Raw genomic sequence first — 19640 nt, 5'->3', positions numbered from 1 at the left:
CCACCGCGTGCACGGGAAGTGACCGGTCCGGGCGGGGCGTCATCCCCCCGAGTGGCGGGTTACTGCTTTGTTCCGGTGAAATCCCGCGGCATTTCCCGTCACGATTGGTGCCGTGATTTCGTTTTGGTTTTTCCGATGTGTCGGCACCGTTGTTGACGAAATAACCTACCGGCCGGTAAACACCTCGGTCGTCGCGCGGCATTTTTCGTGGAATCGACGTTTTCCGCTCTGTTCTCGAGGTGATATCGATGGCAAGTGCCAGACGTTCGGGCGCACGCTTGCTGACGGCCGCGGCCTTCGCGATAGCTCCGGTGGTGGCCTTCGCGCAACCCGCGGCGGCGGAGAGCTTCACGCACAACTTCGAGTGCTCGGGTGACTCCCCGCTCGGCGAGCAGTTGTTCGGCTACCAGCAGGATTCGGACGTCTCCGCCCCGTCCAGCGTGGCCGCCGGTGAGGAGTTCGAGGTCGTCATCGACCCCGCGGTCAACACCGTTCCCTCCGAAGTGAACGGTTACGAGGTGGAACGGATGCAGGGCATGGAGCTGAGGCTGCCGATCCCGGACAACTCCACCCATGTTTCCACCCAGTTGGAGGGAGGTTCCAACCTCGGGGGTGCCGAACCCACCGTGAACGTTTCCGACGGAATCGCCACCCTTCACGTGGAAGGTCCCATCTCCGGAGGAGCCGAGTTCGAGCTTCCGACAGTGACGGCCACGCTGCAGGCCGGTGACTCGGGAGTGATCGAAACGCGGCTCCACGGAACCGGATACTCCGATCCCGGTCTGACGTTCGACGCCGACGTTTCGACGGTGCTCGGCACGGTCGGTGTTCCGACCTCCTGCTATCCGGATCCCAACCCGGTGCTGACGACCACGGAGATAAGCTGACCCGAAAAAATGGGGGCTCCCGGACCCGGGAGCCCCCATTTTTGTCGATCCGGAATGAGGAATGTCGCTGTCAGGATTTCTGCGCGGCGTCCTCCTTGAGCATGTCGGAGCACTTCTCGCCGATGGCCATGGTGGTGATGTTCGGGTTCACCGCGACGAGGAAGGGCATCGCCGAGCCGTCCGCCACTCGCAGTCCGTGCACACCCTTGACGCGCAGCCGGGAGTCCAGCGGGGCGTTCGGGTCGTCCGCCGCGCCCATCGGGACGGAGGCGGCCGGGTGGTACACGGTGTTGTGCGTCTTCTGCAGGTAGTCCGCGATCTCGTCGTCGGACTGCACGTCCGGACCGGGGTGGAGCTCGGCGCCGGCCCACTCGCGCATGGCGGGCCTGCTCACGATCTCACGGGCGAGCTTGATGCCGTGGGACATCACCCTGATGTCGTGCGGATCGGTGAAGTAGCGCGGATCGACGGCGGGTTTGTCCCGGAAGTCGCGGCTGCGCAACCGAACCGTGCCCACGGAGCGGCTGCGGGTGACGTTCGGGGTCAGGCAGAAGCCGTTCTCGGTGCTCGGGTACCCCTGCCGCACGGTGTGCATGTCGAACGGGACCGATCCGAAGTGGAACATCAGGTCGGGACGGTCCAGCCCGGGCTCGGTGGTGGTGAAGATGCCGATCTCCCACCACTGGGTGGAGTCCTCGACCATCGGCTTGGCCGCGTCCCAGCCGATGACCCCCTCGGGGTGGTCCTGCAGGTTGGAGCCCACACCGGGGGAGTCGACGCGAACGTCCACACCCACCGAGCGCAGGTGCTCGGCCGGGCCGATGCCGGACAGCATCAACAGCTTCGGCGTGTCGATCGCGCCGGAGCTGAGCACGACTTCCCGCCTGGCGTTGACCTGCTTGCTCCGCAGCCCGTCCGGGGCGAGGTACTCCACGCCCGTGGCTCGGTTGCCCTCGAACAGCACCTGCTTGGCCCGGGTGTCGGTGCGCACCTCCAGGTTCGGGCGAGTGCCCAGGACGGGGTGCAGGTAGGACACCGAGGAGGAGGCCCTGGTCCCGTCCTCGAAGGCGTTGATCTGGAACCAGTTGGCACCGTGCGTGACGGTCTTGCCCGAGTTGAACTCCGTGATCGGGATGCCCTGCTCCTCGCAGGCCCGCAGCAGCGCGGCACCGCAGGGATCGTTCGGCGGCACGCTGCGCAGCCGGACGGGGCCGCTCCGGCCGTGGTGCTCACCGGGGGCGTCGTTGTTCTCCAGCCGCTGGTACAGCGGGAAGATGTCGTCCGAGCCCCAGCCCGTGGCACCCAGCGACTCCCACTCGTCGAGGTCCTCGGCCGGGGCCCAGAAGGCGATGCAGGAGTTGTGCGAGGAACAACCGCCGAGCACCTTGGCGCGGGCGTGGCGCATGAAGGAGTTGCCCTGCTCCTGCGGCTCGATCAGGTAGTCCCAGTCGAAGCCGGACTCCAGCAGCGACATCCACTGCTTGAGTTCGAGGACCTCGCGCTTGTCCTGGTCGGTCGGGCCCGCCTCCAGCAGGCACACGGTGGTGTCGGGGTCTTCCGAGAGTCGCGCGGCCAGGGCGGCTCCGGCGCTGCCGCCACCGACCACGACGTAGTCGAAAGTCGTCGCCTCGTCGCTCATCGTCGTTCTCCTGTTCTGTTCACGACGGCACGAATCCCCCGGGAGCGGGGAGTCGGGACCGCGGAGGACCGTCGCCGTGGGACAACCGGATGTCGTGCCGGGCCGACCAGTGCGGCGATCACCCCGGCACGACGGGCTTCGTTCCCGGTCGTTGGCTCACTCGGCGGCGAACAAGTGCTGTGGTTCGGGCCGCAGGTTCTGGTAGACGTGCTTGGCTTCCTGGTACTCGCGGAGTCCGCCGCCACCGAGCTCGCGCCCGATGCCGGACTGCTTGAAGCCGCCCCACTCGGCCTGGGGCAGGTACGGGTGGAAGTCGTTGATCCACACAGTGCCGTGGCGCAGCCTGCCCGCGACACGTTGCGCCTTGCTCGCGTCGGAGGTGAAAACGGCGCCCGCCAGCCCGTAGTGCGTCTCGTTGGCGATGCGCACGGCGTCGTCCTCGTCCCGGAAGCGCTCGACGGTCAGCACCGGCCCGAAGGACTCCTCGACCACGGCCTGGGAACCCTGCTGGACCTCGTCGAGCACGGTGGGCAGGTAGAAGTAGCCCGACTCGAACCGCTCGCCCTCCGGGCGACGTCCACCGGTGCGCAGCACGGCGCCCTCCTCGATCGAACGCCGCACGTAGTCCTCGACCTTGGCGCGGTGCTCGGCGGAGATCAGCGGTCCCGTCTCGGCCTCCTCGTCGAAGGGACCGCCCAGCTTGATGGACTGCGCCCGGCGCACGATCTCGTCGACCAGCGCGTCGTGGATCTCGTCCTGCACGATCAGGCGCGCACCGGCCGAGCACACCTGCCCGGAGTGCAGGAAGATCGCCGTCATCGCGTAGTCGACCGCCGTTTCGAAGTCGGCATCGGCGAAGACGACGTTCGGGTTCTTGCCCCCGAGCTCGAGGGCCACCCGCTTGACGTTGGCCGCCGCCGAGGCGGCGATGGCACGACCGGTGTGCAGGCCGCCGGTGAACGAGACGAGGTCGACGTCGGGGTGCTCGGACAGCAGCGCGCCGACCTCGGAGCCCTTGCCCAGCACCAGGTTGCCGACTCCGGCGGGCAGCCCGGCTTCGTGCAGCGCGCGCATGAGCAGCATCGCCGTGCTGGGGGTGAGTTCACTGGGCTTGAGGACGAAGGTGTTGCCCGCGGCGATGGCCGGAGCGACCTTCCAGGCCACCTGCAGCAGCGGGAAGTTCCACGGCGTGATCAGGCCGCAGACGCCGACCGGCTCGTAGCTGACCCTGCTGATGGCGTCGTTCGAGCCGGTGTCGACGACGTGGCCGGGGTCGGTGCCCGCGATCTTGCCGTAGTACCGGAAGCAGGCTGCGATGTCGTCCATGTCGTAGCCGCTCTCCACCAGCCGCTTGCCGGTGTCCAGCGATTCGGCCCGGGCGAACTCCTCGCGGTCGCGCACGAGGATGTCGCTCACGCGCAGCAGCAGGTCACCGCGCTCCCACGGGGAGGTGCTCGGCCACGTTCCCTCGTCGAAGGCCGCGCGCGCCGCTGCGATGGCCCGCTCACCGTCGGAACGGTCCCCCTCGGCGACCGTGGCTACCGGGGAGCTGTCGGCGGGGCAGCGGATCTCGCGGGTTCCTCCCGCCGCGGCTGCCTGCCACGCGCCGTCGATGTACAGGGTCTCCGCCGTCGCGGCGGCCTCGGTGGAGGAGACCGTGGCGTTCGGCGGACCGTGGGTCTGCGACATAGTAAGGCTTCCTGTCGGTGCTGCTTGACTGCTGGAGCGGTATCACCGGTAGGCGGAGGTCGACCCGGGGCGCGTGCCGGGGGCGGAGGTTTCGCCCCGGTGCGGCAGCGCGCACGGTCGGCTCCCGTGTCGTCCCGTTCCGTGTTCAGCCGGGTGGAGTCCGACCGGCCTTCGGGGCCCCGAACACCGGTGGGTCTCCACCGCACCGTCCCGTGCTCGGAAGGTCCTTCCGGGCCGGCACGTGAGCGGCGGCTGCTGTGCGCTGACTCTAGCAGGTTTCATGTACATCTGTACATAAAACTGCCGCCGCGGAGTGGTGCTCGATCTTTGTCGAAGCTTTGACCAGCAATTATGTTTGCGAGTGAGGTGGGTCGCATCGCTGGAGGCTCGGTTCATGGCAGTGTGTGTCCGCCCGGGGGAGGGAGCTCGTCCCGGGGCGGGTGAGGCGCACGCGACGGCGGGAGGAGCACGGCAGGCGATGACGACTACGGATTCCGAGCAGCTCGGTGCGGCGGGGAACGGTCGCCGTGGCCAGAGCGGTGGTTCGCGCAAGGATCCGGGGCGCCGCGAGCGAATCGCCCGTGCCGCCATCACCGTCGTCGCCGAGCGCGGCATAGAGCGGCTGACTCACCGCGCCGTCGCCGCGGCGGCCGAGGTTCCGCTGGGGTCGACCACCTACCACTTCGCCACCCTGGACGACCTGCTCGCCGTGGCGCTGCGTCAGGCGGCCCAGGACAACGTCGCCGAGTTGCGGGAGTACGCGGACCGCATGGACTCCGGGGGCGACCTCGCGGCCGTGCTGACCGATCTGGTGCTGCGCTACCTCGGGCCGGAGCGCAAGCGTACCGTGGTCGAGCACGAGCTGTACGTGGCGGCGCTGCACCGTCCCGCGCTGCGGTCGGCGAGCACGGAATGGGACGCGGCGCTGCGCGACCTGTTCACCGCCTACACCGACGAGGTCACGGGCAAGATGCTCGCGGCGGTGTTCTGCGGCCTGCTGTGGCAGGGAATCGTTCGCGAACCTGTTCCGGATCGCGACGAGATCGAGATGATCTTCAGGCGGGCGCTGGGGACCTCCGCGGCGTCCTGATCCGCCCGGCAACGCGTTGACTCCGACGACATCGGACGGTTACCCGTTTTTTGACCCCTGCCGTTGATTCTGTTGGTCGCCTGTGTGGACAATAGCGGAAGCGATCCGCTGTCTCCGTGTGCTCAGAGTGACGTGACCGCCCGTAGTTCAGCCGGGTGGAGCACATCGTTGGGTGCTTTTCGGGTGTACAACGGAAAATGCCGCGTCGGGGGCGTGGCTCGCTCCAACCGAATGCAATCGCTGTTCGCCAGGGATGGGGTGAGACCGTGGGCCACAACGAGAACCGTGAACTCGTGCCGCTCAAGTCCGATTTCGACGTCGTGTGGCGTGGTTTTCGGCGATCACAGGTGCAGTTCTACATCCAGCAGACCGAGAGCGAAGTCCGGATGCTCACCGAGGACCGGGATTCCGCGCTCAGTCAGGTGTCCGAACTCAACGCACAGCTCGAACAGGCTCGTGAGGAAATCGAGTCGCTGCGCAGGCAACTGGACGACGTCTGCCGCACACCGATCGACGAGTCCGCGCTGTCCGACCGGTTACGTCGGATGGTGCAGCTCGCCAACGACGAGGCCGCCGAGATCATCGCTTCCGCGCGGGCGACCGCCGAGCACGAGTGGTCCCGTTCGGAGCAGGCCGCTTCCGAGCTCAGGAACCGGTACGAGCGGCTCGTCGCCGAGGCCGACGACTGGAGGAGGCAGGCGCAGGAGCAGCGTCAGGAAGCGCTCGAGCAGACCAGTCGCGAGATCGAGCGGATGGCGGCCGAGGCCGAGCAGCACCGGCGCAAGCAGGACCGCGAGGCCGAGCAGCGTCGCAACGAGATCGAGCACGACTTCGAGGTCGCGATGGCCGCGCGCCGGGAGGAGGCGATGCGGGAGATGGCCGAGCGCGACCGCGCGAGCAGGGCGGAGGCGGAACGGCGTATCAACGAGGCCGCGGCGGAGGCCGAACGCCGCACTCGGAGGGCGAACGAACAGGTCGAGGCGATGCGCAGGCTGCGGCGCGGACTCGCCGAACAGGTTCGGACCGGGCAGCGTCTGCTCGAGGAGGCCGAGCCCTTCCTGGCGGCCTCGGTGACCGGGACGGAATCCCAGCACGCCGACGCCTACGTGTGGTCGGAACCGAGCGCGGAACGGGAGGACCCGGAAGAAGTGGAGCAGGTGGACGTTCCGAGGCAGCGTGCTCTCGAGAATGCTCCGGATCCGGTCGGCGACACCGCGGACGGTGTGCTTTCCGGGACCTCCGGTGCGAGTGGAGAATCCGGCTGAGGCACTCGCCCGGCAACCGGATTCCGCGGTGATTTCCGGCTCGTGCGGTGGAAGAATCGAGAACACGCCGAGAACTCCTGGCGCGCGGTGCCCGTTCGGACTCGTCGCGAGCGGGCACCGGGCACGAGCGGAGTGGCCGTGTTTCCCCGCGGGACGTCGCTGTTCGTGGCAGGCCCCTCGCGGTTGGGCTCGGGCGGGCCCTGCGAGCGGGCGCGTCCGCGACGAGCCGATCCGACCTCGAGCGGAGAACCGCGCGGGCCGCAGCGGCCCGGTGCGAAAGCCCGTCGACTCCTCGAACGAAAGGTGGCCGTGGTGGTCTCGACCCTGCGTGGCCCGGTGAGTCCCGAGAACCTGGGACGGGTTCTGATGCACGAGCACGTCTTCGTGGTCGGGGAGGAACTGCGCCGCAACTCACTCACCCCGTGGGACGAGCGACATCGCGTCGAGGACGCGGTGACCAAGCTGAGCGCGCTGCGTGCGGCAGGGATCGAGACGATAGTCGATCCGACCGTGATCGGGCTCGGGCGTTACCTGCCCCGGCTGCGGGAGGTCAACGAGCGGGTCGATCTCAACATCATTCCCGCCACCGGGGTTTACACCTACGACGACGTCCCGCTGCAGTTCCGGTTCCGCGGGCCCGGGCTCATGTTCGACGTCGCCGAGCCGATGACCGAACTCTTCGTCACCGAGCTCACCGAGGGGATCGCCGACACCGGGGTCAAGGCCGCGTTCCTCAAGTGCGCGATCGACAGCCCCGGACTGACTCCGGGCGTGGAGCGGGTCATGCGTGCGGTGGCGGCGGCGCACCGCCGCACGGGTGCCCCGATCACGGTGCACACCCATCCGCACAACGGTTCGGGGCGCACGGCCGTGCGGCTGCTGCGTTCCGAGGACGTGGACCTGACGAAGGTCGTTCTCGGGCACAGCGGGGACACCACGGACCTCGACTACCTGACGGAGCTGGCCGATGCGGGATGCCTGCTGGGCATGGACCGCTTCGGGCTGGACGCCGTGCTGGGCTTCGAGCAGCGGGTGGACACCGTGGTCCGGCTCGTTCAGCGGGGATACGCCACCAGCGTGGTGCTCTCCCACGACACTTCCTGCTTCATCGACTGGTTCGACGAGGGAGAACTGCAACGAGCCGCCCCGAACTGGCACTACCTGCACATCAGCCGGGAAGTGCTGCCCGCGCTGCGCGCCAGGGGAGTCACGGAGGAGCAGATCCACACCATGCTGGTGGACAACCCGCGAAAGTACTTCGCCGAAGCTCCGTGACCCGTTCCCGGCCGCAGGCGGTGTCCGCCGGTCACGCCCCGTTCTGCGCCCGCGGGGTCGCCACGGTCTCGAGGGTGGCTCGCCCCGCGTCCGCGTCCTTCCAAGTGCCCCGGAAGCGGAGCACGGCGATCGCCGAGGTCCTGAGCTCGGTTTCCTCACCGGTCAACAGCCCGACCATCTCCTGAAGACCGGGGTTGTGGGCGATCAGCACGGCCGTGCGGGCCTCCTCCGGAAGGTCGTGGACGACTTCCAGCAGCCCGCCCACGTCCGCGCCGTACATCCGGCGGTCGAAGAACACCCCGGGCGAGTCGTCGATCTCGGAAAGTGCCAGTTCACTGGTTCGACGTGCTCTGGCGGCCGTGGAACACATCACGCGATCGACGGTGTAACCGTGCTCCCGCAACCAGGACCCCGCCAGCGGAGCCTCGGTTCGGCCGCGTTCGGCCAGCGGGCGTTCGTGGTCTCCTGCCGAGGAGTGCCGGTCCGCTTTCGCGTGTCGCAGCAGAATCAGCAGTCGGTCCTCTGGGTTCATGCCGTGTACTCCGTTCACGGGATCCGGACACCGCGGACCGGTGCCGTGCTCCGCGAACTTCTGCCGAAGAGGTGGTCCGGTCCGGGTGCTTTGAGCCTGGAAAGCGCGTGGCTCGGGGGCGTGAGTCGGATGGGTCGCACGCAGGCAGGGCAGGTGGTGGTGCTACCTGCTCGAGGTGGCCCCGGCGCTCCCGAGGCGCCGTCTCAGGTGCCGGCCTCGACTCCTGCGCAGTTCTTCGTCACGGGTTCGGGGGATCAGGTCAGTGCGCTCGGGTCGGCGGGAACGTCTACGGCGTGCTCGCGCAGCGATTCCAGCGGCACGACCTCGACCGCCCGTTCGTGGGTGGCCGCCAGGACCACGGGAGGTGCCGCTCCGGCCCGGTAGGCCTCCAGCCAGCGCGCGGCGCACACGCACCAGCGATCCCCCGCCTGCAGGCCCGCGAAGCCGTACTGCGGCCGGGCGGTGGTGAGGTCGTTGCCCGCCTCCCGTTGCTGTTCGAGGAATTCCCTGGTCACCACGGCGCACACCGAGTGGTTGCCGGTGTCCTCCGGCCCGGAGGTGCAGCACCCGTCGCGGTAGAAGCCGGTCACCGGATCGGTACCGCACTGCTCGAGCGGTTCGCCGAGTACATTGCGTTCATCGGTCATGTTCCCAGGATGGCAGTTTTGCCGACACGGATCACCGGATGAGTGCAGCGCGTTCCGCTCGAGTGCTCGCGCGTCCCGTGCCGCGGGAACTTCGCGCAGCGGAAGGCGGGGCGGCCGTGCCCGGGTGACGCGGGGCAGGGGAGCCGTGGCGTCCGGTGCCGGGGAAGTCGAGAAGATCGTCAACACGCACTGTTTTCGAGTGACTGCTTCTCGTGGCCCGAGGGGGCTAATCTAGGTAGTCGACTACGTGTTTTCCGGCGGTTACGTGCACGGTAAGTGCTGGGAGTCTGGGGACCTGTGAATCCCCCCGGCCAAAATACTCCCGAAGAAGAACCCCGAGAACCGGTCGGCTCTTCGGAGCCGGCGGACGCCACCGAGCGTCGGACGTCCCCGGAGCGCCCCCCGAACGCTTCGGGCGACGAGACCTTCCTGCAGCGCGCGACGCGACGCACCGAGCGGTTCGCGCACGAAACCGCCGAGTGGGCACGTCCCGCCGCTCAGCGCACCGGTGACCGGATCGTGCGCTGGGTTCGGCGGTTCCTGGCGCTGCTGGCCGCACTGACCGAACGAGCCGTGCAGTGGCTCTCCCCCCGCATGCGCCGCGCCCACGAGCGGCTGGTGCCGCTCGTCGAGCGCGTCCGCGACCGGATCGCGCCCGCGGTCGAACGAGTCGCGGCGTGGTGCGCGCCTGCCGTTCGCGAGGTCCGGCGGCGACTCGCTCCGGTGCTGGAGCGCGTCCGGACCAGGATCGAGCCGCACCTCTCCCGGCTGCGCGCGAAGCTCCCCGACACCGGAGGCAGGCACAGGGTCGCGCCCCGCGCGCGTTCGGTCCAGCTGACCGCCGCGGCCGCGGCCGTGGGCGTGCTGGCCATCATCGTGGGCACGGCAGGCCAGGGAACCGGCGGGCAGACGACCACTCCGGCCGCGCACACCGTCGACATCCCCTCCCAGGAGCGGACCCAGGCGGACGACCCCGGCGTGCTGAGCGCCCCGGCTCCCGGCAAGGACGACGGCTCGGACAAGAGCTCCGGCAAGTCCAAGAGCTCGGAGGGTGGCGAGAAGCAGTCCCGCTCGGGCAGCAGGATCTCCCCGGAGGCGGCCGCGGCGATCGGCCCGAACGCCAGCGGCATCGACGTGTCCAACCACAACGGGAGCATCGACTGGAACCGGGTGGCGGCTTCCGGGCAGAAGTACGCCTTCGTGCTGGCCACTGACGGCGGGAACTTCACGAACCCGATGTTCCAGCAGCAGTTCCAGGGGGCCAAGGACGCGGGCATGCTCGCGGGCGCCTACCACTTCGGCAGGCCGAACGGCTCGGCCGTGGCGCAGGCCGACCGGCTGATGGACAACATGGGTTCGGTGAACGACGGCCGGACCCTGCCCCCGGTGCTCGACCTGGAGGTGTCGCCGAGCACCGGCGGGTGCTACGGCAAGACGACGGGGCAGATGCACGCCTGGACCCAGGCCTTCCTCGACCGCGTGCAGTCGAGGACCGGCCAGCAGGGCATCATCTACGCCAGCCCCTCGTTCTGGAGCAACTGCATGGCCGGCTCGCAGGCCTTCTCGGAGTACCCGCTGTGGTTGGCCTCCTACGGGGTCTCCCAGCCGAGCGTGCCCGGTGGCTGGAGCAACTACTCCTTCTGGCAGTACACCAACAAGGGGACCGTCCCGGGCATCAGCGGGCCCGTGGACATCAACCGGTTCCAGGGCAGTGGGAAAGATCTGCTCCAACTCACCAAGTGATCCCGAACCGGGAAACCTCGTGGGGCGCTCACCTGATGGTGGGCGCCCCACTTTTTCACCGGTGGCGTCCGCCGAGGAGCGCCCGTGTCCGGAAGGTGCGCACGGGCCGATCCGGCGGCGTTCCGGCCCTGTTCCCAGGAGGGTGACCGGTTCGAGTTACCACCGGGTAAGCTTAGCCCGGTTCCGGGACCGAAACACGTTTCGGTTCTCCGGTCCCGTGATGTTCCGGGTACGTGAGGTGAATCGTGCGAATCGCTCTGCTGTCCTACCGAAGCAAGCCGCACAGCGGCGGGCAGGGGATCTATGTTCGCCACCTCAGCAGGGGGCTGGCCGAGCTGGGGCACGAGGTGGAGGTCTTTTCCGGACAGCCGTATCCGGAACTGGACCAGGGGGTGCGCCTGACCAGGGTCCCCAGCCTCGACCTCTACCGCGAGCCGGACCCCTTCCGCACTCCGCACCCGCGTGAGCTGCGCGGCCCGCTCGACCTCGCGGAGCTGGGCATCATGTGGACGGCCGGGTTCCCCGAACCGCTCACCTTCAGCCTGCGCGCGGCGCGGATCCTGCGCGACAGGGCTCACGAGTTCGACGTGGTGCACGACAACCAGTCCCTGGGGTACGGGCTGCTGGGCCTGCGCCGCGCGGGGATCCCGCTGGTCGCCACCGTGCACCACCCGATCACGCACGACCGGCGCGTGGAGCTGGCGGCGGCCCGCGGGTGGCGCAAGCTGACCCTGCGGCGCTGGTACGGCTTCCTGCGCATGCAGCGGCGCGTGGCCCGGCGGATCCCGCGGGTGCTGACCGTTTCGCGGTCCTCGGCCGAGGACATCGTCAACGACTTCGGGGTTCCCGAGGACAACCTGCGGGTCGTTCCGCTCGGGGTCGATTCCGAGGTCTTCCGGCCACCGGAGCGGCCACGCACCCCCGGAAGGATCGTCGCCATGGCCAGCGCCGACACCCCGATGAAGGGGATCGACACCCTTCTCGAGGCGGTGGCCAAGCTGCGCACCGAGCGCCCGGTCGAGCTGGTGCTGGTCGCCAACCCGGTCCGGGGCGGCCCCACCGAGAGGCTGATCGAGGAGCTGGGGATCGGTGACATCGTCCAGACGGTCAGCGGGCTGAGCGACACCCGGCTGGCCGAGTTGTTCGGTTCGGCCGAGATCGCCTGCGTCCCCTCGCTGTACGAGGGGTTCTCGCTGCCGACCGTCGAGGCCATGGCCTGCGGCACTCCGCTGGTGGCCAGTCGCGCCGGCGCGATCCCCGAGGTGGTCGGAACCGACGGGAGCACGGCCGAGCTGGTGCCGCCCGCCGACGTGGGGGCGCTGGCCGGAAGGCTCGGTGCCCTGCTCGACGACCCGGACAGGAGGGCGGCGCTGGGACGAGCGGGACGGTCCCGGGTTCTCGCGCGTTACAGCTGGGCTTCGGTGGCCGCGGCCACGGTCGACTGCTACGCCGAAGCCATCGAATCGAGCAGGAAGGGGCAGTGAGGCTTTGCTGACGGTGGATTTCGACACGCTCGGGGTGCGACCGGGCCAACGGGTGTTGGACCTGGGGTGCGGCGCGGGCCGCCACGCCTTCGAGCTCTACCGCCGGGGACTGCGCGTGGTCGCCTTCGACCACGCGGAGCAGGACCTCGCCGAGGTGTCGGCGATGTTCGCCGCCATGGAGCAGGAGGGCGAGGTCCCGGACGGGGCGGAGGCCACCACCGTGCAGGGCGACGCCCTCGACCTGCCGTTCCCGGACGAGTCCTTCGACCACGTGATCGCCTCGGAGATCCTCGAACATATCCCGGCCGACGAGCAGGCCATGCGCGAGCTGGTGCGCGTGCTCAAACCGGGCGGGCGCGTCTCGGTGACCGTGCCCAGTCGCTTCCCGGAGCGGGTGTGCTGGGCGCTGTCCGAGCGGTACCACGACGTCGAGGGCGGGCACGTGCGGATCTACCGCAGGAACCAGCTGTTCGACCGGCTGCGGGCCGCCGGGCTGCGCCCGGTCCACCACCACCACGCGCACGCGCTGCACTCCCCGTACTGGTGGTTGAAGTGCGCGGTCGGGGTGGAGCGCACCGATCATCCGCTGACCGGGCTCTACCACCGCATGCTGGTGTGGGACATGCTGAGCGCGCCGTGGTTGACCCGGACGCTGGAGCGGTTGCTGGACCCGGTGCTGGGCAAGAGCGTGGTCACCTACCTGTACAAGCCCGCGGGGGTGGCAGTTGCCTGAGCTCCCGGCCGTCGACGGAGTGCTGTCGGCGACCGAGGTGGAGGTCACCGTCGCATCCATCTCGGCGGTCCAGGAGGACTCCGGGGCGATCCCCTGGTACCCCGGCGGGCACGTGGACCCCTGGGACCACGTGGAGTCGGCCATGGCGCTGTCCGCGGGCGGCATGTTCACCGCGGCGGAACGCGCCTACGAGTGGTCCGCGCGCACGCAGCGCCCGGACGGGTCGTGGCCGATCCGGATCCGCGGGGGAGAGGTCGAGGACCCCGGCGCGGACACCAATTTCTGCGCCTACCTGGCCGTGGGCGTGTGGCACCACCTGCAGGTCACCGGGGATCTCGCGTTCGCGCGCAGGCTGTGGCCGAGCGTGCGGGACGCGATCGACTTCGTGCTCTCCGCGCAGCGTCCCCGGGGCGAGATCGCCTGGGCGCTGGGCGCGGACGGTCGGGCGATGCCGGAAGCGCTGCTGACCGGCTGCTCCAGCATCCACCACAGCCTGCGCTGCGCGCTCGCGCTGGCCGACAGGCTGGGGCGGCCCCAGCCGAGCTGGGAGATGGCCCTGGGGCGTCTCGGCCACGTGCTGCGCGAGCACCCGGAGGTCTTCACCGCCAAGGAGCGTTACTCGATGGACTGGTACTACCCGGTCCTCGGCGGTGCACTGCGCGGGGAGCCCGCGCGTGAGCGGTTGCGGCGGCGCTGGGACGAGTTCGTCGTGGACGGGTTGGGCGCGCGGTGCGTGGTCGACCGTCCCTGGGTGACCGGTGCCGAGACGTGCGAGCTCGTGCTGAGCCTGGACGCGGTCGGCTTCGGCGCGGCGGCGCGGGAGCTGTTCGCCGCCGTCCAGCACCTGCGCGAGGCGGACGGTTCGTACTGGACGGGTTACGTCTACACCGACGGGAAGAACTGGCCGGTGGAGCACACCACCTGGACGGCCGCCGCGGTGGTGCTCGCCGCCGACGCGCTGTCCGGAAGCACCCCCGGGTGCGGTGTCTTCCGCGCGGAGGCGCTGCCCCCGGGACTGGCCGGGGACGGTGCGGCGTGCGGGTGCCTAGAGGACGTCGGGACCGCCACCGACGCGCTGCAGCACCCGCAGTGAATCGGTGGCCGAGACTTCGCGGAACTCCCCGCTGTCGAGGGCCCTCCGGTACACGTGGAACGGCGGGCGGCCTCCGTCGGCGGGGTCGGGGAAGACGTCGTGGATCAGCAGGGCACCGCCCTGCCGTATCCGGGGGGCCCAGTTCGCGAAGTCCGCCTGGGCCGCGGCCTCGGTGTGGCTGCCGTCGATGAACAGCAGGGTTATCGGGGTGCGCCAGATCGAGGCCGCGGTGACCGAGTCGCCCACGACTGCCACGACGTGGTCCTCCAGCCCCGCCTCGGTCATGGTCCGGCGGAAGCGTCCCAGGGTGTCCAGCCGTTCGCTGTGCGGGTCCACCAGCTCGGGGTCGTGGTACTCCCAGCCGCGCTGGTGCTCCTCGGAACCGCGGTGGTGGTCGACCGTCACGACGATTCCGCCCGTCCGCCGTGCCGCCGCCCCCAGGTAGACGGTGGACTTCCCGCAGTAGGTGCCGATCTCCACCCCCACGCCGTCGGCGAGGTACTCCACTGCGGCGTCGAACAGGGCCCTTCCCTCGTGATCCGGCATGAACCCCGTGGCGCGGCGGGCTACGTCGAGCAGGTCCGGAGGGACGACGTCGGTCGGTGACTCCGATGAGCCGATCCCGGCGGGCCGTTGTGTCGCGGCGTGGTTCAACCGGTCCCCTTCGTCGTGTTCGGGCTGGTTCGTGAGCGGTCCCGCTGGTCCGGGGCGCGGAGCGACTCACCGCGTTCGGGCGAGCGGGGGACGCGAAGCCGCTTCGTCGAACAGGAGTGCCCGGAAGTCTAGTCCACGACCGACGGCGGGGTGGTGGACGTGCCGGTCTGTTCAGGACGAGACGAGGGGACCCTCGAAGTCGGCGCGCCTGAGCCGGAACACCTGCAGCAGCAGCCCGTAGTACTTGGTGGTCTCGCCCACCCACTCCATGCCGATGTTGCGCGCGGTGGCTATGGCCCGCGAGTTCGCGGCCCGGGCGACGGCGAAGACCTCGTCGACCCCTTGGGCGAAGGCCCAGCCGAGCAGCGCGCGGGCCCCTTCGGTGGCGTAGCCCCTGCCCCACTCGTCCTGGCGCACCTGCCAGCGGATCTCGAGGTCCTCCTCGTAGGGCGGAAGCAGCCGGAGCCCCAGACCGCCCACCAGGGCGTTGTCGGAGCGGCGCACCATGGCCCACCTGCCGGTGGGCGGGGCCAGGTTGGGAGCGGCCTCGACCCAGGCGTCCAGCACCGCACGCATCGCGTTCAGATCGGTGACCCGCTGCATGACCGGGGTGAGCCACATGGCGATATCGGGGTCGCCGTAGATGCGGAAGGCCGCCTCGGCGTCCTCGGGGGACCAGTCACGGATCAGCAGTCGTTCGGTTTCCAGCGACAACGACGCCATACGGCCACGCTACCCCCGTTGGGCTCGTGCGGCTGGCCGGTTGCGGGAGCTCGTCGCCCGGGCGGAGCTTCAGGATCCGGCCGGCTGCTCAGCCCCGGTCGAAGGTGGCGCGGGTCGCGCCCGGTGTGGTCGTCCGAGGAACGCACCGGGGGATCGGCGAGATCCGGAAATCGTAAGATCCGGGAAGGTCGTGTGAGGATGCGCTCGTGGTCAATCAACCGGTCGACGTCGCCGGGGGCGAGGTGCACGCGGTGCGCGTCGAACCGACCGAGGTGGTCAACACCGGCGACGCGGCCGAGAGCTCGTTGACGGCCTGATCGGCGGAACGCGGTAGGAGGTGGGACGAGCCGGTTCTCAGCGCAACTTGCGGTGCTCGGCCAGCATGGCGACGAACCGCGAGATCCGGCGAGCGCGGGTTTCGGCGCGCTTGGCGTCGGCCACCCGGTGCAGGATCGCGTAGCGGTTCTGGCTGTCGAGGCCGTCGAAGAACTCCTTGGCCGTCGGGTTGGCGTCCAGCCCGCGCCGCAGGTCCTCGGGAACCGTGGCCGTGCGCTGCGACTCGTAGGCGGCCTGCCACCTGCCGTCCTGCTTGGCCCTGTCGACCTCGCGGTGGCCGGGCTCGCGCATCCGCCCCTCCTCGACGAGGCGCTCGGCGTTGTCCCGGTTGATCCGCGACCACTTGCTCCGGGACTTGCGCGGGGTGAAGCGCTGCAACCAGGAGCTGTCGTCGTAGGAGCGTTTGACGGCGTCGATCCAGCCGAAGCACAGTGCCTCGTCCAGGGCTTGTGCGTAGGAGACGGAGGTCTTCGCCGCGTTCTTCTTCGCGATGCGCAGCCACACCTCCGAGGAGCCGTCGTGGTTGGTCGCCAACCACTCCCGCCACTCCTCGCCGGAGGCGAATTCGAGCACCGGCTCGTTCTCCGTCGTCATGCCCCGATCCAACCAGAACCGGTTCCCGCTCTCAGCCGTGCTCCAGGGCTCCCCGCCGCACGACGTCCAGGAAGCTGTTCCAGGGCGGGCGGTCGAACACCAGCACGGCTCCGTCGGGATCCTTCGAGTCCCGCACCGCCACACCGCCTTCCGGACAGGCCACCTCGATGCAGGATCCTTGATCCCCGCTGTAGCTGCTCTTGAGCCAGGTGACCTCCGGATGGACAGCTGCCACCTCCACGCAAGATCCCTGGTCGGCGCTGTAGCTGCTCTTCCTCCAGCACGGGTGTGGCTGTAAGGACGGGATCATGAGTACTCCTTCGTGATCGACTCGATCATTGTGGCCGAGTCGTCCGGGGACAGGGCAAGAGCGCAGAGGTGCTCGAAGGCCACGGTGTGCGCCTCGATTTCGCCGGGTTCCTCCAAGTAGAGGGCACCGGCCCGGTGCTCGATGTAGGCGATCCCGGGATCACCTGTCCACGGAAAGTCCAGGAGCTGGAATCTCCCCATCAGCCCTGCGTGTGCACCGTGCTCGAATGGAATCACTTGGATGGTGACTTTCGGTGTTTCGGTCACCGTGAGCAAATGGACGAGTTGCTCACGCATCACTTCTCGGTCACCCATGACACGTAGTAGAGCGGCTTCGTCGAGCACGGCCCACAGACGCAGTGGTGCATCCTTACGGAACAGTGCTTCTTGTCTGCTCATCCGCACCTCGACGTGCTGCTCGATCTGCTCCTGTCCTCGCTCCGCCGTTCCACGTCGTGCTACTGCTTTCGCGTACTCCCGTGTTTGGAGCAGACCGGGGATGAGCTGGGCCTCGTAGGTTCGGATTTGGGAAGCACCTTGTTCGAGGCCGACGAACAGGGAGAACCACTCGGGGAGAGCTTCGGATTCGTAGCTCTCCCACCAGCCCTTCCGGCGAGCATCCTTGGCGGCCTGGACGTAGTAGGGCCGACGATCCTCGGTCACGCCGTAGAGCGGGAGCAGGATCTCCTCGAGATCGCGGACCTTGGGAGGTACGAAGGCGGTTTCGATGTGGCCGACTTTCTGAGTGCTGCAACGCAACTTCTCGGCCACTTCTCCGCGTTCGAGTGCGGCCTCCTTGCGCAAGCGCGTCAGCTCGTGAGCCAGCCACCTGCGCCACACGGTCGGACTCGAGACCACGCCGGACCTCCGCTCTTGTGCCTGTCTGACCAGATCTTCCACTACGTGCGTGTGCTCGCCAACAGTGTCTCCTGTGCTCGGAGAGGCGTAGCACGCCATTCGATCAGGCGATAGAAAAACTTAGTCGCTAAGTTTAGTGTCTAAGTCATGTCGGAGATCATGCCTGCTCCTTCGGGGTGCGCTCCGGCTCGGATCAGCAGCTCTCGCGTGTCAGGAGGTAGTCATGAGCGACAACGAGATCCTCGAGGTCGAGGCCGAGCAGTTGGAACCGCTCGGAAACGAGGAGGAGTTCGCGGCGCTGGTGGAGCGGCTCGTCCTGGACGAGGCGCCACGGGTGTTCGCGCTGGTCGAGGAGGTCGGTGAGCGGGCCGACGCCGGGATCGTCGCCTGGGGGATGGCGCTGCGCGACCGCGCCGAGCTGGTCGCCGTGGGCGGTGGGATGCGGGGCAGCTTCTCCTCGGCGGAGAGCGCCCGCGAGCTGTTCGGGCTGACCCGCGAACTGCGCCTGGTGTGGCTGCCCGAGGCGTGAACCGTTCGGGCAGGGGAGGGAAGCAGGTCACGCCCTGGGATCTCGGCCGCGTGTGCGGGGAGCCCGCCGGCTCAATCCTTCCGGCGGATCAGCGGGCTCGACAGCTGGTCCGCGGTGGCGGGATTCGACCCCACGAGCCTTGATCCCAGCGGTCCGGATCCCGCTGCGGACGGGCGTGATGCACGGCTCAGGGGTCCGGCTGAAGCAGCCGTGCGGTGGTGAACGATCGACGCAGCAGGACGACGGCCGTTGCTGCCAGGCCTCCCGCTGCCGTGATCGCTGCTGTCGGCCCGAAGGCGGAGGCGAGAGCGCCGATCGCCGCGGTGCCGAGCCCCTGGGCCGTCATGAGGCCGCTGCTGAACAGGCCGAAGCCTCGTCCGCGCAGGTTCTCGGGAACGAGTTCGGCGAAGGCCGCCTGCAGCGGCAGCGAGTAGGCGACGCAGATTCCCACGACGCAGAGCAGGGCCATGGCGGGGACCAGGCCGGGGCGTGCGGCGAAGGCGAGCAGCGGTACGCCCTTGATCAGACCGAGCGGGGGGGCGAGGCGTGCTCGCGTGGCAGGGCGAAACACCCGCGCGACGGCCACGTCGTCGAGCACCATGCCGACCGGCAGCGCCGCGAGGAGATAGCCTGCGCTGCCCTCCGGGAGGCCGGATCGTGCGGCGTAGGCGACGAGCGTGGCCTCGGCCCCGGCCACGGCGGCTACCGGCAGCCACATCGCAGGCAGCAACCCGCGTAGCCGCCGGTCGCCGCGCAGCAGCCCGACATTGGTGCGCCACGTCTCGCGGACCGTCGCGCCCAGTGCGAGCCCGGGCGTGCGGGCGGCGCGCTCCCGCAGGCCCGACCGCCAGATCGCCGCGGCCACCAGATAACTGCAGGCGGCAAGCAGCAGGGCGACCTGCGGGGACAGGACAGCCACCAGCGCACCGCCAACCGCGTAGCCACCGATCTGCACGGTCGAGGAGACCGTCTGAACGATCGACCGCCCGAGCACGTAGCGATCTCCGGCCAGGACCTCCGGCAGCAGGGCTCCGGTCGTGGCCGACCGGAGCGGGGCGAAGATCCCGGCCGTGGCCACCAGCACCAGCACCGCCCAGACGGGAAGCCGGAGCGCGGCCAGGACCCCGGTGACCGCGGTCTGCAGCAGGTCGTAGGCCACGAGCAGCCTGCGCGGTCGCAGCCGGTCGGCCAGGGCGGTCAGCGTGCTGCCACCGATCGCCTGCGGGACGAACCCCGCGCCGAAGGTCACGGCGCTCAGCAGGGGCGAGTCGGTCGCGTCGAAGACCAGCACGGACAGCGCGAGAGGTCGCAGCGTCTCGGCCAGCAGCATGAGCAGGTTGCCCACCACGACGGTCCGGAACTCGGGTTCGACGAAGACGTCGCCGTACGTGGTGCGCCTCGGCTCGGTTCGGTTCCGCGCGGCCATCGCGCCAGCCTCGACCGCGCGGACGGGCGAGCGCAAAGCCTTTTTTCGGAGGGTCCGCGGATCGATCTGCTCGGCGGTGTCGTGCACGCGAAAAAGCCCGCCGGCCCACCGCTTCCGGCGGGCCAGCGGACTCG

General features: G+C 69.4%; 19 protein-coding genes. 9 read left to right on the top strand and 10 right to left on the bottom strand.

All coding sequences use genetic code 11. The annotated features are described in order from the left end of the window. Positions 1 to 248 precede the first annotated feature (248 nt). Complete coding sequence (locus G9Q41_RS07710; RefSeq protein ID WP_165632226.1) at positions 249 to 887, top strand: cyclase; 639 nt, start codon at positions 249 to 251, stop codon at positions 885 to 887. A gap of 70 nt (positions 888 to 957) precedes the next feature. On the opposite strand, the gene G9Q41_RS07705 is transcribed toward G9Q41_RS07710, so the two are convergent. Further along, positions 958 to 2526 (bottom strand): GMC family oxidoreductase N-terminal domain-containing protein, encoded by a 1569-nt coding sequence (locus G9Q41_RS07705; RefSeq protein WP_165632225.1) that lies wholly within the window; start codon positions 2524 to 2526, stop codon positions 958 to 960. A gap of 156 nt (positions 2527 to 2682) precedes the next feature. Then, a complete protein-coding gene (locus G9Q41_RS07700) occupies positions 2683 to 4215 on the bottom strand; it encodes an aldehyde dehydrogenase family protein (RefSeq protein ID WP_165632224.1) in 1533 nt (510 codons plus the stop codon). A gap of 478 nt (positions 4216 to 4693) precedes the next feature. On the opposite strand from G9Q41_RS07700, the gene G9Q41_RS07695 reads away from it, so the two are divergent. The 3 genes from G9Q41_RS07695 to G9Q41_RS07685 all read left to right on the top strand — a co-directional run bounded on the left by G9Q41_RS07695 (position 4694) and on the right by G9Q41_RS07685 (position 7845). After that, positions 4694 to 5305 carry a TetR family transcriptional regulator gene (locus G9Q41_RS07695; RefSeq protein WP_092521958.1) on the top strand — a complete coding sequence of 204 codons (612 nt, stop codon included), beginning with the start codon at positions 4694 to 4696 and terminating at the stop codon, positions 5303 to 5305. Between the two features lie 266 nt (positions 5306 to 5571). Further along, positions 5572 to 6570: a cellulose-binding protein gene (locus G9Q41_RS07690; RefSeq protein ID WP_092521956.1), complete on the top strand. Its 999-nt coding sequence runs from the start codon at positions 5572 to 5574 to the stop codon at positions 6568 to 6570. A gap of 309 nt (positions 6571 to 6879) precedes the next feature. Continuing rightward, positions 6880 to 7845 (top strand): phosphotriesterase-related protein, encoded by a 966-nt coding sequence (locus tag G9Q41_RS07685; RefSeq protein ID WP_347567486.1) that lies wholly within the window; start codon positions 6880 to 6882, stop codon positions 7843 to 7845. Positions 7846 to 7876: 31 nt separating this feature from the next. Here the strand turns inward: G9Q41_RS07685 and G9Q41_RS07680 are convergent, their stop codons facing one another. Together G9Q41_RS07680 and G9Q41_RS07675 are read right to left on the bottom strand one after the other, a co-directional pair. Continuing rightward, positions 7877 to 8377, bottom strand: a complete 501-nt coding sequence (locus G9Q41_RS07680) for a histidine phosphatase family protein (RefSeq protein ID WP_165632222.1) — start codon at positions 8375 to 8377, stop codon at positions 7877 to 7879. A 254-nt stretch (positions 8378 to 8631) separates the two neighbouring features. Then, positions 8632 to 9024 carry a DUF2237 domain-containing protein gene (locus tag G9Q41_RS07675; RefSeq protein ID WP_165632221.1) on the bottom strand — a complete coding sequence of 131 codons (393 nt, stop codon included), beginning with the start codon at positions 9022 to 9024 and terminating at the stop codon, positions 8632 to 8634. 297 nt (positions 9025 to 9321) lie between these two features. Between G9Q41_RS07675 and G9Q41_RS07670 the strand changes: the two genes are divergently transcribed. The 4 genes from G9Q41_RS07670 (at position 9322) to G9Q41_RS07655 (ending at position 14077) form a co-directional block, all read left to right on the top strand. Further along, positions 9322 to 10767, top strand: a complete 1446-nt coding sequence (locus tag G9Q41_RS07670) for a GH25 family lysozyme (protein ID WP_165632220.1) — start codon at positions 9322 to 9324, stop codon at positions 10765 to 10767. A gap of 245 nt (positions 10768 to 11012) precedes the next feature. After that, positions 11013 to 12251 carry a glycosyltransferase family 4 protein gene (locus G9Q41_RS07665; RefSeq protein WP_092521941.1) on the top strand — a complete coding sequence of 413 codons (1239 nt, stop codon included), beginning with the start codon at positions 11013 to 11015 and terminating at the stop codon, positions 12249 to 12251. Positions 12252 to 12255: 4 nt separating this feature from the next. Continuing rightward, positions 12256 to 12984 (top strand): class I SAM-dependent methyltransferase, encoded by a 729-nt coding sequence (locus G9Q41_RS07660; protein WP_165632219.1) that lies wholly within the window; start codon positions 12256 to 12258, stop codon positions 12982 to 12984. Then, entirely contained in the window at positions 12977 to 14077 is a 1101-nt protein-coding gene (locus G9Q41_RS07655) for a prenyltransferase (protein WP_165632218.1), read from the top strand. The genes G9Q41_RS07660 and G9Q41_RS07655 overlap by 8 nt, the downstream gene beginning before the upstream one ends. Here the strand turns inward: G9Q41_RS07655 and G9Q41_RS07650 are convergent. The 5 genes from G9Q41_RS07650 to G9Q41_RS07630 all read right to left on the bottom strand — a co-directional run bounded on the left by G9Q41_RS07650 (position 14030) and on the right by G9Q41_RS07630 (position 17533). After that, positions 14030 to 14623: a class I SAM-dependent methyltransferase gene (locus G9Q41_RS07650; protein WP_342751268.1), complete on the bottom strand. Its 594-nt coding sequence runs from the start codon at positions 14621 to 14623 to the stop codon at positions 14030 to 14032. The two genes, G9Q41_RS07655 and G9Q41_RS07650, sit on opposite strands and share 48 nt — an antisense overlap. A gap of 279 nt (positions 14624 to 14902) precedes the next feature. Beyond that, positions 14903 to 15454 (bottom strand): GNAT family N-acetyltransferase, encoded by a 552-nt coding sequence (locus tag G9Q41_RS07645; protein WP_092521935.1) that lies wholly within the window; start codon positions 15452 to 15454, stop codon positions 14903 to 14905. 354 nt (positions 15455 to 15808) lie between these two features. Then, on the bottom strand, positions 15809 to 16384 hold the full coding sequence (locus G9Q41_RS07640; protein WP_165632217.1) for a YdeI/OmpD-associated family protein: 576 nt from the start codon (positions 16382 to 16384) through the stop codon (positions 15809 to 15811). Between the two features lie 31 nt (positions 16385 to 16415). Next, positions 16416 to 16694 (bottom strand): DUF397 domain-containing protein, encoded by a 279-nt coding sequence (locus G9Q41_RS07635; protein ID WP_165632216.1) that lies wholly within the window; start codon positions 16692 to 16694, stop codon positions 16416 to 16418. After that, positions 16691 to 17533: a helix-turn-helix transcriptional regulator gene (locus G9Q41_RS07630; RefSeq protein ID WP_347567512.1), complete on the bottom strand. Its 843-nt coding sequence runs from the start codon at positions 17531 to 17533 to the stop codon at positions 16691 to 16693. Before G9Q41_RS07630 ends, G9Q41_RS07635 begins: the two co-directional genes overlap by 4 nt. Before the next feature lie 241 nt (positions 17534 to 17774). Here G9Q41_RS07630 and G9Q41_RS07625 point away from each other — a divergent pair, with 241 nt between their 5' ends. Continuing rightward, positions 17775 to 18080: a hypothetical protein gene (locus tag G9Q41_RS07625; protein WP_165632214.1), complete on the top strand. Its 306-nt coding sequence runs from the start codon at positions 17775 to 17777 to the stop codon at positions 18078 to 18080. Between the two features lie 187 nt (positions 18081 to 18267). Here the strand turns inward: G9Q41_RS07625 and G9Q41_RS07620 are convergent, their stop codons facing one another. Continuing rightward, positions 18268 to 19506, bottom strand: a complete 1239-nt coding sequence (locus G9Q41_RS07620; RefSeq protein WP_165632213.1) for an MFS transporter — start codon at positions 19504 to 19506, stop codon at positions 18268 to 18270. Positions 19507 to 19640 lie beyond the last annotated feature (134 nt).

Source organism: Actinopolyspora sp. BKK2, assembly GCF_011291845.1.
Taxonomy (GTDB): Bacteria; Actinomycetota; Actinomycetes; order Mycobacteriales; family Pseudonocardiaceae; genus Actinopolyspora; species Actinopolyspora saharensis.
Note: the sequence above shows the minus strand (reverse complement) of the source record. Positions and strands in the feature narration are given on the sequence as shown.

Bases quoted from the DNA above. Each gene is read 5' to 3' on its own strand.
- G9Q41_RS07710 (WP_165632226.1), top strand. From the start codon at position 249: ATGGCAAGTGCCAGACGTTCGGGCGCACGCTTGCTGACGGCCGCGGCC.
- G9Q41_RS07705 (WP_165632225.1), bottom strand. From the start codon at position 2,526: ATGAGCGACGAGGCGACGACTTTCGACTACGTCGTGGTCGGTGGCGGC.
- G9Q41_RS07700 (WP_165632224.1), bottom strand. From the start codon at position 4,215: ATGTCGCAGACCCACGGTCCGCCGAACGCCACGGTCTCCTCCACCGAG.
- G9Q41_RS07695 (WP_092521958.1), top strand. From the start codon at position 4,694: ATGACGACTACGGATTCCGAGCAGCTCGGTGCGGCGGGGAACGGTCGC.
- G9Q41_RS07680 (WP_165632222.1), bottom strand. From the start codon at position 8,377: ATGAACCCAGAGGACCGACTGCTGATTCTGCTGCGACACGCGAAAGCG.
- G9Q41_RS07675 (WP_165632221.1), bottom strand. From the start codon at position 9,024: ATGACCGATGAACGCAATGTACTCGGCGAACCGCTCGAGCAGTGCGGT.
- G9Q41_RS07650 (WP_342751268.1), bottom strand. From the start codon at position 14,623: ATGCCGGATCACGAGGGAAGGGCCCTGTTCGACGCCGCAGTGGAGTAC.
- G9Q41_RS07645 (WP_092521935.1), bottom strand. From the start codon at position 15,454: ATGGCGTCGTTGTCGCTGGAAACCGAACGACTGCTGATCCGTGACTGG.
- G9Q41_RS07640 (WP_165632217.1), bottom strand. From the start codon at position 16,384: ATGACGACGGAGAACGAGCCGGTGCTCGAATTCGCCTCCGGCGAGGAG.
- G9Q41_RS07635 (WP_165632216.1), bottom strand. From the start codon at position 16,694: ATGATCCCGTCCTTACAGCCACACCCGTGCTGGAGGAAGAGCAGCTAC.
- G9Q41_RS07625 (WP_165632214.1), top strand. From the start codon at position 17,775: ATGAGCGACAACGAGATCCTCGAGGTCGAGGCCGAGCAGTTGGAACCG.
- G9Q41_RS07620 (WP_165632213.1), bottom strand. From the start codon at position 19,506: ATGGCCGCGCGGAACCGAACCGAGCCGAGGCGCACCACGTACGGCGAC.